This window comes from Bradyrhizobium sp. RT6a, assembly GCF_040547675.1.
GTDB lineage: Bacteria > Pseudomonadota > Alphaproteobacteria > Rhizobiales > Xanthobacteraceae > Bradyrhizobium.
In genome coordinates, this window is the sequence record NZ_JBEPQC010000007.1 from 97298 (window position 1) to 110921 (window position 13624).

The 13624-nt window shown below is 64.8% G+C and carries 13 protein-coding genes; 5 read left to right on the plus strand and 8 right to left on the minus strand.

Going from position 1 to position 13624, the window contains the following annotated elements:
• The first annotated feature begins 40 nt into the window (after positions 1-40).
• A complete protein-coding gene (locus tag ABIC03_RS29765) occupies positions 41-928 on the plus strand; it encodes a branched-chain amino acid aminotransferase (protein ID WP_354063365.1) in 888 nt (295 codons plus the stop codon).
• Between the two features lie 12 nt (positions 929-940).
• On the opposite strand, the gene ABIC03_RS29770 is transcribed toward ABIC03_RS29765, so the two are convergent.
• Both ABIC03_RS29770 and phaR read right to left on the minus strand, forming a co-directional pair.
• Positions 941-1558 carry a class I SAM-dependent methyltransferase gene (locus ABIC03_RS29770; RefSeq protein WP_275172696.1) on the minus strand — a complete coding sequence of 206 codons (618 nt, stop codon included), beginning with the start codon at positions 1556-1558 and terminating at the stop codon, positions 941-943.
• 42 nt (positions 1559-1600) lie between these two features.
• Complete coding sequence (gene phaR / locus ABIC03_RS29775; protein WP_354063367.1) at positions 1601-2197, minus strand: polyhydroxyalkanoate synthesis repressor PhaR; 597 nt, start codon at positions 2195-2197, stop codon at positions 1601-1603.
• A gap of 304 nt (positions 2198-2501) precedes the next feature.
• Here phaR and ABIC03_RS29780 point away from each other — a divergent pair, with 304 nt between their 5' ends.
• From ABIC03_RS29780 to yddG, 3 genes are all read left to right on the plus strand, one after another.
• Complete coding sequence (locus tag ABIC03_RS29780) at positions 2502-3680, plus strand: acetyl-CoA C-acetyltransferase (RefSeq protein ID WP_275172698.1); 1179 nt, start codon at positions 2502-2504, stop codon at positions 3678-3680.
• Positions 3681-3920: 240 nt separating this feature from the next.
• Positions 3921-4646, plus strand: a complete 726-nt coding sequence (gene phbB, locus ABIC03_RS29785; RefSeq protein ID WP_275172699.1) for an acetoacetyl-CoA reductase — start codon at positions 3921-3923, stop codon at positions 4644-4646.
• Between the two features lie 129 nt (positions 4647-4775).
• Positions 4776-5645: an aromatic amino acid exporter YddG gene (yddG, locus tag ABIC03_RS29790; RefSeq protein WP_354063370.1), complete on the plus strand. Its 870-nt coding sequence runs from the start codon at positions 4776-4778 to the stop codon at positions 5643-5645.
• A gap of 34 nt (positions 5646-5679) precedes the next feature.
• Here the strand turns inward: yddG and ABIC03_RS29795 are convergent, their stop codons facing one another.
• Both ABIC03_RS29795 and gloB read right to left on the minus strand, forming a co-directional pair.
• Positions 5680-6102 carry a cupin domain-containing protein gene (locus tag ABIC03_RS29795; RefSeq protein ID WP_275172702.1) on the minus strand — a complete coding sequence of 141 codons (423 nt, stop codon included), beginning with the start codon at positions 6100-6102 and terminating at the stop codon, positions 5680-5682.
• A 37-nt stretch (positions 6103-6139) separates the two neighbouring features.
• Complete coding sequence (gene gloB, locus ABIC03_RS29800; protein WP_354063372.1) at positions 6140-6907, minus strand: hydroxyacylglutathione hydrolase; 768 nt, start codon at positions 6905-6907, stop codon at positions 6140-6142.
• A 108-nt stretch (positions 6908-7015) separates the two neighbouring features.
• Here gloB and ABIC03_RS29805 point away from each other — a divergent pair, with 108 nt between their 5' ends.
• On the plus strand, positions 7016-7762 hold the full coding sequence (locus ABIC03_RS29805) for a class I SAM-dependent methyltransferase (protein WP_354063374.1): 747 nt from the start codon (positions 7016-7018) through the stop codon (positions 7760-7762).
• Positions 7763-7854: 92 nt separating this feature from the next.
• Here the strand turns inward: ABIC03_RS29805 and ABIC03_RS29810 are convergent, their stop codons facing one another.
• From ABIC03_RS29810 to ptsP, 4 genes are all read right to left on the minus strand, one after another.
• A complete protein-coding gene (locus tag ABIC03_RS29810) occupies positions 7855-8646 on the minus strand; it encodes a DUF4167 domain-containing protein (RefSeq protein WP_063992452.1) in 792 nt (263 codons plus the stop codon).
• A gap of 462 nt (positions 8647-9108) precedes the next feature.
• Positions 9109-9990 carry a peptide chain release factor N(5)-glutamine methyltransferase gene (prmC, locus tag ABIC03_RS29815; protein WP_354063377.1) on the minus strand — a complete coding sequence of 294 codons (882 nt, stop codon included), beginning with the start codon at positions 9988-9990 and terminating at the stop codon, positions 9109-9111.
• A gap of 7 nt (positions 9991-9997) precedes the next feature.
• Positions 9998-11083 carry a peptide chain release factor 1 gene (gene prfA, locus ABIC03_RS29820; protein ID WP_354063379.1) on the minus strand — a complete coding sequence of 362 codons (1086 nt, stop codon included), beginning with the start codon at positions 11081-11083 and terminating at the stop codon, positions 9998-10000.
• 58 nt (positions 11084-11141) lie between these two features.
• Positions 11142-13409: a phosphoenolpyruvate--protein phosphotransferase gene (gene ptsP, locus ABIC03_RS29825; RefSeq protein WP_275172707.1), complete on the minus strand. Its 2268-nt coding sequence runs from the start codon at positions 13407-13409 to the stop codon at positions 11142-11144.
• Between the last annotated feature and the right edge of the window lie 215 nt (positions 13410-13624).

A 13624-nucleotide genomic window follows, 5' to 3' on the forward strand; every position in this document is an offset into this window, starting at 1 on the left:
GGCGCTATAATGCGGCACCACGCCAAGGGGGAGGCCGGTCATGGCCGAGATCAAAAAGCCCATCGCATATTCGCCGAGCTGGACCTTCTTCGAGGGCAAATGGCATGACGGCAATGTGCCGATCATGGGTCCGCGCACGCATGCGGCCTGGCTCGGCTCGGTCGTGTTCGACGGCGCGCGTGCGTTCGAAGGCGTCGCGCCCGATCTCGACCGCCACGTCGCCCGCGCCAATCAATCCGCGATCAACTTTGGCCTGAAGCCGGTGGTCGATACCGGAACCTGGATGACGCTCGCAAACGAGGGCATCGCACGCTTCGCGCCGAATGCCGAGCTCTACGTCCGTCCGATGTACTGGGCGCGGAACGGCTCGGGCGGCGGCGTGCTGTTCGATCCCGAGACTACCGATTGGTGCCTGTGCATCTACGAGGCGCCGATGCCAAAACCCGTCGGCAGCGCGATCACGCTGTCGCCGTTCCGCAGGCCCACCGCCGAATGCGCCCCGGTCGAGGCCAAGGCCGCCTGTCTCTATCCGAACAATTCGCGCGCGCTTGCCGAGGCCGCCTCGCGCGGCTTCCAGAACGCGCTGATGCTCGACATGCTCGGCAACGTCGCGGAGTTCGGCAATTCCAACGTGTTCATGGCCAAGGACGGCCTGGTCTACACGCCGGTGCCGAACGGCACGTTCCTCAATGGCATCACCCGCCAGCGCGTCATCAGCCTGCTTCGCGCCGACGGCGTCACCGTGGTCGAGAAGACGCTACGCTATGCCGACTTCCTCGCCGCCGACGAGATCTTTTCGACCGGCAATTTCGCAAAAGTCGCGCCGGTGATCCGCATCGACGACCGCGAGCTGAAGCCGGGCCCGCTCTACATTCGCGCGCGCAAGCTCTATTGGGACTTTGCCCACGCGGTGAAGCTGGCGGCCTGATTCGCGCTGCCCTTAGCTGTGTCGCTTGAACCGGCTGAACTGAAACGCCTGCGTCGAATTCCACGGCGTGTGGTGCGCCTCGTTGCGCGTTTCGACCAGCTCGAACCCCGGCCCGAGCTCCGCCGCAAGACTCGCGCTGTCATGACGCTGCACCGGCAGGCCGCTGCATTTCTCGGGGCCGTCGAGTGCAAACGTCGCAATGATGACGTGGCCGCCGGGCGCAACCGCCGACCGCAGCCGCTCGATGTAAGCGGTCCTGTCGCCGGAATCGGTCAGGAAGTGAAACGCCGCGCGATCGTGCCATAGATCGTATGCCTTTGTCGGGCGCCATGTCGTGGCGTCGGCAACGATCCAGTCGACCCTCGAAGCGGCTGCGCCGATTCGCTTCTTTGCAGCATCAAGCGCATTGGCTGAGAGATCCAGCACGGCGACGTCGCGATATCCGTCCAGCAGGAGAGCATCGACAAGTCGCGATGCGCCGCCGCCGATGTCGATGATCGCGGCCGCGCGGTCCGGATTGGCCGCCCGGATCATCGCGAGCGAAGTCGCCGGACTGTTCTGAAACCAGCTGACCTCGGCTTCGCCCTTGGTGGCGTAAACATTGTCCCAATGGGTGCTTCGGTCGGACATGCGCGTCCTCCGGCTTGCCGGGAGCCGGCGCAGAGGGACGATCTACTCGTCCTTCTTCGACATCCGCTCGAGGCGTTCCTGCATGTCCTTCATCTGCTGGCGCAGATCGTCGATGTTGCTGTCCTTCGGCGCCTCGGCGGTCGCCTCCGGGGCCGGCTCCGCGGAGCCTGCGGGGCGTGCCGCGCCGGGCGCGAAAGGCTTGAACATCGAGAAGGTCTGCTGGAACAGCTCCATGTTGCGGCGGACCTGTTCCTCCAGCGGCGCAAACGGGGTTCCGGACAGGGAGGTGGCGATCTGCTTGCGGAACTTCTCCTGCTCCTGAGTGAGCGACGCGATGGCCTGCTCCAGATATTTCGGCACCACCATCTGCATGCTGTCGCCGTAGAAGCGGATGAGCTGGCGCAGGAAGGTGGTCGGGAGCAGGTTCTGGCCGGCCTTGTTCTCCTGCTCGAAGATGATCTGGGCAAGCACGGAGCGGGTGATGTCGTCGCCGGTCTTGGCGTCGTAGACCAGGAAATCTTCGCCGTCCTTGACCATGGCGGCGAGGTCTTCCAGCGTCACGTAAGTGCTCGTTCCGGTGTTATAGAGCCGGCGGTTCGCGTATTTCTTGATGGTGGTGGGTTGGTCTGATTTCGCCATGGGCTCTCACTTGCAAGACGCGGAGAACGGGAACCTGTCGGGCTATGCCGCAGGGCGGGAAGAGTACGCAACGCAACAAAATAAGCATTTTCAAAGGGGTCACGCTACCGTTTTGTGCGCCACGGTTAATCGGGCAGCAAAAACGTGCTTGCGAAAGCGCCAAGAACGCTATTTTGAATGCGCTGCGGGATGAATTCGGCCGCCGGCCGATTGACATGCCTCAACGACGTTAACAGGATGCCGTCCGAGACTGGCGAGCCGTTTCCCCAGCCCCGTCTGCCCCCATACAACCCAGGAGATGCCCATGTCAGACGATGTCGTCATCGTCAGCGCCGCCCGCACCCCGGTCGGAAGCTTCAACGGAGCGTTCGCAACCCTTCCCGCCCATGATCTCGGGGCCATCGCCATCAAGGCCGCGCTGGAGCGCGGCGGCATCGAGCCCGGCCGGGTCTCCGAAGTCATCATGGGCCAGATCCTGACCGCCGCCCAAGGCCAGAACCCGGCCCGTCAGGCTTCGATCAATGCCGGCATTCCGGTCGAGAGCCCGGCCTGGGGCGTCAACCAGCTCTGCGGCTCGGGTCTGCGCACCGTTGCGCTCGGCTATCAGGCGCTGCTCAACGGCGATTCCGAGATCGTGGTCGCCGGCGGGCAGGAATCCATGAGCATGGCTCCGCACGCCCAGTATCTGCGTGGCGGCGTCAAGATGGGTGCAGTCGAATTCATCGACACCATGATCAAGGACGGCCTGTGGGACGCCTTCAACGGCTATCACATGGGCAACACCGCCGAGAACGTCGCGCGGCAGTGGCAGATCACCCGCGCCCAGCAGGACGAGTTCGCGGTCGCCTCGCAGCAGAAGGCCGAGGCCGCGCAGAAGGCCGGAAAATTCAACGACGAAATCGTTCCCGTCACCATCAAGGGACGCAAGGGCGATGTCGTTGTCAGCGCCGACGAATATCCGCGCCATGGCGCAACGGTCGACGCGATGGCGAAGCTCCGTCCCGCCTTCGAGAAGGACGGCACGGTCACCGCGGGCTCTGCTTCCGGCATCAATGACGGCGCTGCCGCCGTGGTGCTGATGACCGCCAGGCAAGCCGCCAAAGAAGGCAAGAAGCCGCTCGCGCGCATCGTGTCCTGGGCGCAGGCGGGCGTCGATCCGAAGATCATGGGCTCGGGCCCGATCCCGGCCTCGCGCGCCGCGCTGAAGAAGGCCGGCTGGAATGTCGGCGATCTCGACCTGATCGAGGCCAACGAAGCCTTCGCGGCGCAGGCCTGTGCGGTCAACAAGGACCTCGGCTGGGATACTTCAAAGGTCAACGTCAACGGCGGCGCGATCGCGATCGGCCATCCGGTCGGCGCCTCCGGCGCGCGCGTGCTGGTGACGCTGCTGCACGAAATGCAGAAGCGCGATTCGAAGAAGGGTCTCGCCACGCTGTGCATCGGCGGCGGCATGGGTATCGCGATGTGTGTGGCGCGCGACTGAGATAGTTGACGCATCATTTGCGCGTGCGCTGCACGCGTTGCTGAGTGCGTTGCACGCGATTAAAAAGGCAGCGGTTGCAAATCAAATATTCTTCGCAACCGTACAAGCCTCGACTAAAGAGAAACGCCCGGCTCGACGCCGGGCGTTTTGTTCTTGATGTCCGTCAAACGTCCCCCATAATCCATACTTAAAAACGATCACTCAGAAACGTCCGAAGAGTCCAAGGGAAGGAAATACGATATGGCACGTGTTGCATTGGTGACGGGTGGTACGCGGGGCATCGGAGCTGCAATCAGCAAGGCGCTGAAGGCGGCTGGCTACAAGGTTGCGGCGAGCTATGCCGGCAACGATGCGGCGGCGGAGAAGTTCAAGGCCGAGACCGGCATCGCGGTCTACAAATGGGACGTCAGCAATTTCGATGCCTGCGCCGAGGGCGTGAAGAAGGTCGAGGCCGAGGTCGGCCCGATCGACGTGCTCGTCAACAATGCCGGCATCACCCGCGACACCGCCTTCCACAAGATGACCCTCGAGCAGTGGAACGCCGTCATCAATACCAACCTCGGTTCGCTGTTCAACATGACGCGTCCAATCATTGAAGGCATGCGTGCGCGCAAGTTCGGTCGCATCATCTCGATCTCGTCGATCAACGGCCAAAAGGGACAGTTCGGCCAGGTCAACTATTCCGCGGCGAAGGCCGGTGACATCGGCTTCACCAAGGCGCTCGCGCTCGAGAACGCCAAGGGCGGCATCACCGTCAACGCGATCTGTCCCGGCTACATCAACACCGAAATGGTGCAGGCCGTGCCAAAGGACGTCCTGGAAAAGAACGTGATCCCGCAGATCCCGGTGAACCGGCTCGGTGAACCGGAAGAGATCGCGCGCGCGGTCGTGTTCCTGGCGGCGGACGAGGCCGGCTTCATGACCGGCTCGACGCTGACCATCAACGGCGGCCAATACCAAGCCTGATGACGCCAATTCTCTCGGCTGGACGTCGCTGAGCCAAATGCCTGTAGCTTCAGGCGCGACAAGGCGATAGTGAAGACGAAAATGCCCGGCCTTGTGCCGGGCATAAACGTCCTCAGAGCCTTTTGATCGATGACTCCCCGCACGGCAACGCTGATCGGATTGACCGCGATCCTGATGTGGTCGCTGCTGTCAGTAATGACGGTGGCGACCGGAAAAATCCCGGCGTTCCAGCTGGCCGCGATGACGTTCGCGATCGGCGGTCTGGTCGGCCTGCTCACTTGGATCGGCCGCGGCGAGGCGGCCAAAAGCCTGCGTCAGCCGCTGGTCGTGTGGACCGTCGGCGTCGGCGGACTGTTCGGCTATCACGCGCTGTATTTCCTCGCGTTGCGCTTTGCGCCACCGGCTGAAGCCGGCCTGCTGAATTATCTGTGGCCACTCCTGATCGTGCTGTTCTCGTCGTTTCTGCCGGGCGAGCGGCTGGCCGCGCATCACATCGTCGGCGCCATGCTCGGCCTCTTCGGCACCGTGCTGCTGTTCGCCGGCAACACCTTGGGCTTCACGCCGGAGCAATTGCCGGGATTGGCCGCGGCCTTCATCGCAGCGTTCGTTTGGGCAACCTATTCGGTGCTGTCGCGGCGCTTGAAGGCAGTGCCGACCGATGCGGTCGCCGGATTCTGCCTCGCCACCGCGGTGCTTGCCGCGCTGATGCATGGTTTGCTTGAAACCACGGTATGGCCGGACACGACACTGCAATGGCTTTCCGTCATCGCGCTCGGCATCGGTCCCGTCGGTGCGGCGTTCTACGCCTGGGACATCGGCATGAAGCGCGGCGACATCCGCGTGCTCGGCGCCGCCTCCTATGCGACGCCGCTGCTCTCGACCGGCTTCCTCATCGCCGCTGGCTTTGCGAAGGCGAGTGCCAACATCACCATCGCCGCGATCCTGATCGCCGGCGGCGGCCTGATCGCCGCGAAGGACATGGTGCTGCGGAAGCGATAGCGTCATTGCCGGCGCAGGCTGGAACGAGGGTGCCTCACGGCTCCCAGCCCTTCGGCGCGAGCTCGAACTTGGCGAACTCGAAGGCGGGTGCCACGGTGCAGCCGACCAGGGTCCACTCGCCGGTGGTCTCCGCCGTCTGCCACGCATCGGCCGGCACGATCGCCTGTGGCCGCTCGCCGTTCAACAGATCCGTGCCGAGCCGCACCTCGTGCTGCGAGCAGCCGTCGTGCGCGATGCGCAGCGTCAGCGGGCTGCCGGCGTAATAGTGCCAGCTCTCGACAGCATCGATGCGATGCCAGTGCGAGCGCTCGCCGCGCGCCAGCAGGAAGTAGATGAGCGTCGAGCGCGCGCGGCCGTTGAGGTCCGTGGTTTGGTCGCGAAACGTCTCGCGGTAATGCCCGCCTTCGGGATGTGGGCGGAGTTCGAGGCGCGCGATGATCTCGGCTGCGGTCGGCATCGATTCCCGTCAGGATTTGTTCTTCAGGACTTGTTCTTCAAGATTTGTTCTTGCGCTCTCGCAGCTCGCCGAACACCGCGGTGGCATCCGCGCCCTTCATGTGCAGCCTGGCTGCGATCGACGGTTCGTCGGCGCGCAGGAACACGTTTGTCCGCTTCTCGTCGCCAAGCAGCGAGGGAATGGTCGGCTTGTTCTCGGCCCGCAGCTTCGCCACCTCCGCCGCGCGCGCCTGCAGCGCCGCATTGTCGGGGTCGACGGTCAACGCGAATTTGACGTTGGACGCCGTATATTCATGGCCGCAATAGAGATTGAAGTCGTCGGGCAGGGCACGCAGCTTCAGAAGCGAATCCCACATCATCGGATAGGTGCCCTCGAACACGCGGCCGCAGCCGATCGAGAACAGGGTGTCGGCGGCGAACAGCGCTTTCTCGGTGTCGAACACGTAGGAGATGTGGTCGAGCGTGTGGCCGGGCGTCTCCAGTACGCGTCCCAGCAAGCTGCCGACCTTGACGATTTCGGCATTGGCGACGCGCAGGTCGACGTCTGCGATCCTAGTCGTCTTGTCATGCGGCGCGACGACGCGGCAATTGTATTTCTGCTTGAGCTCGGCGACCCCGCCGACATGATCGCCATGATGATGGGTGATCAGGATGTCCGTGAGCTGCCAGCCCTCGCGCTCGAGCGCCTTCAGGATGGGGCCGGCCTCCGGCGCGTCGATCGACGCCGTCGCCTTGGTTTCCACATCGTGGATCAGATAGCCGAAATTGTCGTTTAAACAGGTGAAAGTACGAATTTCGGCGGCCATGTCATCTCCATCGCGCTCAGCTCCGTCAGACAAATATGGCGTTAACGTTGCGCAGGCAATGCAATATTCCGCGCGCGGGGGCCGCCTCGTGCATGTTACATTGCGATCATGACCATTGATGTCGTCGACCTCCGCGAGTTCTACTCCCGTCGCCTCGGGATTGTGGCGCGGCAAATGATCAATCGCGGCATTCGGGAGCGCTGGCCACGCGTCGACGGCCAGCGGGTGCTCGGCTTCGGTTATCCCACACCCTATCTCGGGTTGTTCCGCGAGGACGCGGAGCGCTGCATTGCCTTCATGCCGTCGGCCCAGGGCGTCCTGAAATGGCCGACGGGACGGCCGGCGCTCGCCTCGCTGGTGGATGAGTTCTCGCTGCCGCTTCCCGACGCCGCGGTCGATCGCATCCTGCTGGTCCATGCATTGGAAATGTCGGACGATCCCGCCGCGCTGCTGCGCGAGGTGTGGCGCGTGCTGTCGCCGTCCGGCCGCATGATTGCGGTCATCCCGAACCGGCGCGGGGTGTGGACCCGCACCGACAGCACGCCGTTCGGTCACGGCCGGCCCTATTCGCGCTCGCAGATCACCGACCTGTTGCGCCAGACCTGGTTCACCCCGACCACCTGGGGCGAGGCGCTGTTCATGCCGCCCTATGCCGGCGGCTGGGTGCTGAAATCCGCGCAGATGTGGGAGCGCGCCGGCGCCGCGCTGTCGCTGCCCTTTGCCGGCGTGCACATCGTCGAGGCGACCAAGCAGGTCTACCGCGCGATCCCCGCCAAGCGCGAGCGGGCGCGGCTGATTCCCTCGCTGGCGAAGCCGGTGCTGGTACCGTCCTCGACGACGGCGACGCGCAGCTAAAAACAAATCGTCCCGGACATGCCGGGACGATTCAGGTCAGGGTATCTGGCGCAAGAGAGCCTGTGCAAGTTAGCTTGCGAAAGCGTTGAGGCTTACTCGCCGGGGGCCACTTCGTCGCTCGAGGCGGCCGGAGCGGCTTCGCGCTCGGGGCGCGGGCCATTCGGCCGGCGGCGCCGCCGCGGAAAGCGCTCGCCACCACCACCCTCGAAGCCGGCCTGGCCGGGCGCGCCACCGCTCACCTGCGGTTGCGGGCCGGTGATGAAAGAGGGCAGCCGATCGACGCTGACAGCGTCGGCGACGACGGGCTGGGGCTGATTCAGCGGCAGCGGTTGCGGCTGGGGCTGATATTGCGGCTGCGGACGATGGTCGCGTTCGCGATGCTCGCGCGGCTGCTGGTTGTCGCGCTGATAGTGGTTGTCGCGGGGCTGATGATCACGCGGTTGATGATCGCGCGGGCCGTCGCGGTCGCGCGTGAAGGGCTGCGGCGGCGGCTGTGGGACAAAGCCCGGCTCCTGGCCGAAATTCGAGAAATTCTCGCCGTCGTCCTCGCCGTCGTCGCCGCTGCTATTGCTGATGGGCTCATCGCCGCGCGGCTGCTGGTTCTGCCGGAACTGTTCCTGAGCCGTCGCGATCAGGCGAAAATAATGCTCGGCATGCTGGTAGTAGTTCTCGGCCGCAACGGGGTCTCCGGAGGAGCGCGCGTCGCGCGCGAGCTGGAGATACTTTTCAGCAATATGCGAAGCCGTGCCGCGGATCTTGATGTCGGGTCCGTTGGACTCGTAGACCCGGGTCATCGGGTTCTGGCCGCGCCGGTTATTATTGTTGTTATTGTTATTATTATTGTTGCGGTTGCGCATCCGCTGCTTGTTCTGACCGTTTCTCATGTCCTGCCTTTAATTCCAGCCCTAAAGGTTGCACGCATTACTGATTGCCGAGAGTGACCTGGTGACAGCGGTTCACATCGCTTGCGCGCAACCGCACGCAAGAGCGGATTGATCCCTGCCGATGTTCGTCGACCGTCGCGTTCAACAAAAGACGCGTTCCCCACCGCCAGCATCCATCGCCAGCGAACCCATTCATATCGCCTGCCGAAACAAGCCCTGCTTTGTTGCGTAAGTCTTCAAGCGCAATATCAGGCTTTCGTTCACGTTGCGGTCGGTAAGCAGCGCAGCTCAAATGGCCATCGCGCTCAACAGGACCTGCGGCTTGGAACCATTATCAGTAAGCTCTCGCCCGAGAGCCCGGCTTTCGCCCGTAGGTCTACGGGGCCGGCACCGATGTGTTGATCGGAAGGTAGTCGTTCCCAAGGGATATTCCAAGAGGTTTTTTGCAGCCCAATCCGGCTTTTATGGGGGTATTTTCCGGGCCGAAACCGCCCGCGGGATGCCCGCCAGATCGGCCTTGGGCGGCTTGTCCACGACCAACGCGGCAGCCGTCATCAAGGTTTCAATATTCCGGGCCTGGCCCTGTCCGGCCTCGACGATCAGTGCTCCGCCGGGGGCGAGACGTTCTGCCGCCTGCGGGATCAGGGCCCGATAGGCGTCGTAACCGTCATTGCCGCCGTCGAGGGCCAGATGCGGATCGTGCTCGCGCACCTCGATGCTCAGTTTCGGAATCTCGGCCGACGGGATGTAGGGCGGGTTCGACACGATGAGATCGAACGGGCCGCGGAGCGCGGCTGCGTAGGAGCACGCGACGAAGCTGGCGCGGTCGGCGAGCCCCAGAGCCGCGGCGTTGTCTCTGGCGGTCTTGAGCGCGGTCAGACTGAGATCGGTGCCGACGCCGAAGGCGCCGGGAATTTCGTGCAGCAACGCGAGCAGGATGGCGCCGGATCCGGTGCCGATATCGGCGATGCGGATCTGATGGGAGGCTTGCCGCTCGCGAAAGATTTCGAGCGCGAGTTCGACCACGGTCTCGGTATCGGGACGCGGCACCAGCGTTGCTTCCGACAGACGAAACGGCAGGCCCCAGAATTCACGTGTGCCGAGAATGCGGGCGACCGGCTCGCCGGCGATGCGGCGCCCGCCATATTGCGCGAGCCGCGACGTCTCGACTTCCGCGAGCAGGCGGGCGGCCTGTGCGATGAGGCCTGTGAGATCGAGGCCGAGTGCCGCGCCGAGCAGGATACGCGCGTCGAGCTCGGCTTCTTCGAGCTGCGCCGATCTCAGTTGCGCGGCCAGCGCGCGCCGCGCGCTCTCAACGGATAATCCGGTGAAGGGATTGCTCACGCGCCGGTCACGCCGCCGCGCCCTGGGCGGCGAGCTGCGCGGCCTGGTGCTCGGTGGTCAGCGCGTCCGTCAGTTCGCCCAGCGCTTCGCCCGCCATCACCTGCGGCAGCTTGTAGAGCGTCAAATTGATGCGGTGATCGGTGACGCGTCCTTGCGGGAAATTATAGGTGCGGATGCGCTCGCTGCGATCGCCGGAGCCGACCTTCTCCTTGCGCTCGGCCGAGCGCGCCGCGTCGAGGCGCTGCTGCTCGGCGTCGTAGATGCGCGAACGCAGGATGTTCATGGCGGAAGCGCGATTCTTGTGCTGCGAGCGGCTGTCCTGCATCATCACCACGATGCCGGTCGGGATGTGGGTGATGCGGATCGCCGATTCCGTCTTGTTGACGTGCTGGCCGCCGGCGCCTCCGGCGCGCATCGTCTCGATACGCAAATCATCGTTCCTGATCTCGACGTCGACCTCCTCGACCTCGGGCATCACGGCGACGGTGGCGGCGGATGTGTGGATGCGCCCCTGCGTCTCGGTGTCCGGTACGCGCTGCACCCGGTGTACGCCGGACTCGAATTTCAGCTTCGAGAACGCGCCGCGGCCCTGCACCTCGGCGATGATTTCCTTATAGCCGCCGACGCTGCCCTCGCTCGCCGAGATCACCTCGACCTTCCAGCCCTGCAGGGCCGCGAAGCGCTCGTACATCCGGAACAAATCGCCGGCGAACAGCGAAGCCTCGTCGCCGCCGGTTCCGGCGCGGATTTCCAGCACCACGTTGCGGTCGTCCATGGCGTCCTTCGGCAGCAGCGCGACGCGGATCTTCTGGACCAGCTCCTCGATCTTGGGCGTCAGCTCGTCGCGCTCGGCTTCCGCCATGCCGCGCATCTCCGCATCGGTCGCGGGGTCGGCGATCAGCGCCTCGGTGTCGGCGAGCTCCTTGACGGCCGAGCGATAGGCTTTGACCGCTTCGATCAGCGGCGTGAGCTCGGCGAGCTCACGGGTGATCTGCACATAGCGTTCGGAGGCGAGCTGACCGAGCGATTCGGCCTCCAGCGAGGCGTGATGCGCGAGCAGGACGTCCAGTTTGGCTTCGGGGAGTGACGACATCGGTTCAGTCTCAAAAATGCGGAAAAGGGCGAGGCGGCGGGAAGGGGCGACAGGCCCGCTACAACGCCAGGCCTTCGGCCTCGGCAAATTCCGTCAGCTTCTGCCGGATCGAGACGCTGCCGGCGGGCGCGTCCAGCAACGGACCGAGCATCGCTTCGGCCTTCTTGGCGTCGAGATCGATCACCATCGCCTTGACCGGGCCGAGCGCGGTGGCCGAGAGCGACAGCGAGCGATAGCCCATCGCGATCAGGGCGAGTGCGCCGATCGGCTTCGAGGCCATCTCGCCGCAGAGCGACAGCGATTTCTTCGCGGCTTGCGTCTTGCGCGCAATGTCGCGAAGCGCGCGCAGGATCGGCGCCGACATGGTGTCAAAGCGCTCGGAGACTTTTGCGTTGCCGCGGTCGACCGCGAACAGGAACTGGAACAGATCGTTGGAGCCGACCGAGATGAAGTCGACCTTCTTCAGGAGCTCGTCGAGCTGATAAAGCAGCGCCGGCACCTCGACCATGGTGCCGATGTCGATTCTTTCCGGCAGCGTGTGGCCGTGCTGGCGCAGATAGGTCAGCTCGCGTTCGACCAGCGCCTTCGCCGAATCGAATTCACCCACCTCGGAGATCATCGGGAACATGATGCGCAGGGCGCGGCCGCCGCCGGCACGCAGCAATGCGCGGATCTGGCCGCGCAGCAGGCCGGGACGGTCGAGCCCGAGCCGGATCGCGCGCCATCCGAGCGCGGGATTCTCCTCGATCACCGCTTCCATATAAGGCAGCGCCTTGTCGCCGCCGATGTCGAGGGTGCGGAAGGTGACGGGCTTCGTGCCGGCGGCATCCAGCACGGTGCGATAAAGTGCGAGCTGGTCGCTGGTACGCGGCAGGCTCTGGCCGACCATGAATTGCAGCTCGGTGCGGAACAGGCCGATGCCGGCGCTGCCGGTGTCTTCGATGTGCGGCAGGTCGATCGCGAGACCCGCATTGATCATCAGCTCGACCTTCTGGCCGTCTTTGGTGACGCAGGGCAGGTCGCGCAGCGCCAGATACTGCGCCTGGCGGCGGGCGCGGAAGCGCACGCGCTCCGCAAAGGCCGCCTCGACCTCCTGCGATGGGCGCACATAGATCATGCCGGAGGTGCCGTCGACGATGACGGCGTCGCCGGGATCAGCAATACCAGGCGCGTTCGGGACCTCGCCGACCGCGGGAATGCCGAGCGCGCGCGCCACGATCGAGACGTGGGAGTTGGCGGTGCCTTCCTCCAAGATGATGCCGCGCAGGCGCTTGCGGTCATAGTCGAGCAGCGCCGCCGGGCCCATCGCGCGCGCGATGACGATGGCGTTGTCGGGCAATTGTTCGCGTGAAGGCGCGTGATCCTGGCCGACCAGCTGCCGCATCAGGCGATAGCCGAGATCCTCGAGATCATGCAGCCGGTCACGCAAATAGGGATCGGTCGAGCGCAGCATGCGCGCGCGGGTGTCGGATTGCACACGCTCGACGGCGGCTTCCGCCGTCAGGCCGGTGGCGACCGCCTCGTGCAGCTTGTGCGACCAGCCCTGGTCGTTGGCGAACATGCGGTAGGCTTCCAGCACCTCGCGATGCTCGCCGCCCTCGGCGACGTCGCCGCGCTCCAGCATGCGGTCGAGATCGGCGCGCAGCTTGGCGAGCGCGGTGTCGAGCCGCTTGATCTCCTTCGGCAGGTCCTCGGCGATGTAGTCCTTGATGACGACGCGCGGCTCGTGCAGCACGACATGGCCGAGCGCGATGCCTTCCGACAGGATGGCGCCGACCTTCTGGGCCGAATGACGCGCCGCGGGCTCATGGCCCGGCTGGGCCAGCGCGGACAGCTCGCCGGAGGCGATCAGCTCCGCCAGCACCATCGCGGTGGTCTGAAGCGCCTCGAGCTCCTCCTCGACATAGTTGCGCTTGGCGCGGTTCTGCACCACCAGCACGCCGAGCGTGTTGCCGGCGCGCAGGATCGGCACGCCGAGGAAGGAGTGATAGATCTCTTCGCCGGTCTCCGGGCGGAACGAGAAGGCCGGATGGCTCTGCGCATCGCTTAAGTTGAGAGGGGTTGCTTCGCTGGCGACCAGGCCGACAAGGCCCTCATGAGCGCTGAGCACGGTGTGATGCACCGCCTCGCGGTTGAGGCCTTCGGTGGCATAGAGTTCGAGCGTGTTGTCGACGCGCAGCACATAGACCGAGCACACCTCGGCCACCATGTTGGCCGCGATCAGCACCACGATCTTGTCGAGCCGCTCCTGGGCCGAGACCTGCTCCGCCATGGTTTCGCGGAGCCGTCTCAACAAGACGCGGGGACCTCCCGACGCGCTCCGCATGAACCGTCAATCTCCTCCGTCTGCCGGGGCCGAAAGGACCCGCGGCGGCTCGCCCAGAAATCCAGAAAAACAACAAATTTGCTCGTCCGGCCCCGGCCCCGGCGGTTGCCTGGGCCGAATCAGCGCCGCCTCAACTGGGGCACAGTTTCCGGCAGCCCACCCTGTTCGCCGTATAGCGAATTGGGGCTTGTTTTGCCAAGCAAAACGCCTGCCAA

Bases quoted from the DNA above. Each gene is read 5' to 3' on its own strand.
- ABIC03_RS29765 (WP_354063365.1), top strand. From the start codon at position 41: ATGGCCGAGATCAAAAAGCCCATCGCATATTCGCCGAGCTGGACCTTC.
- ABIC03_RS29770 (WP_275172696.1), bottom strand. From the start codon at position 1,558: ATGTCCGACCGAAGCACCCATTGGGACAATGTTTACGCCACCAAGGGC.
- phaR (WP_354063367.1), bottom strand. From the start codon at position 2,197: ATGGCGAAATCAGACCAACCCACCACCATCAAGAAATACGCGAACCGC.
- ABIC03_RS29780 (WP_275172698.1), top strand. From the start codon at position 2,502: ATGTCAGACGATGTCGTCATCGTCAGCGCCGCCCGCACCCCGGTCGGA.
- phbB (WP_275172699.1), top strand. From the start codon at position 3,921: ATGGCACGTGTTGCATTGGTGACGGGTGGTACGCGGGGCATCGGAGCT.
- yddG (WP_354063370.1), top strand. From the start codon at position 4,776: ATGACTCCCCGCACGGCAACGCTGATCGGATTGACCGCGATCCTGATG.
- ABIC03_RS29795 (WP_275172702.1), bottom strand. From the start codon at position 6,102: ATGCCGACCGCAGCCGAGATCATCGCGCGCCTCGAACTCCGCCCACAT.
- gloB (WP_354063372.1), bottom strand. From the start codon at position 6,907: ATGGCCGCCGAAATTCGTACTTTCACCTGTTTAAACGACAATTTCGGC.
- ABIC03_RS29805 (WP_354063374.1), top strand. From the start codon at position 7,016: ATGACCATTGATGTCGTCGACCTCCGCGAGTTCTACTCCCGTCGCCTC.
- ABIC03_RS29810 (WP_063992452.1), bottom strand. From the start codon at position 8,646: ATGAGAAACGGTCAGAACAAGCAGCGGATGCGCAACCGCAACAATAAT.
- prfA (WP_354063379.1), bottom strand. From the start codon at position 11,083: ATGTCGTCACTCCCCGAAGCCAAACTGGACGTCCTGCTCGCGCATCAC.
- ptsP (WP_275172707.1), bottom strand. From the start codon at position 13,409: ATGCGGAGCGCGTCGGGAGGTCCCCGCGTCTTGTTGAGACGGCTCCGC.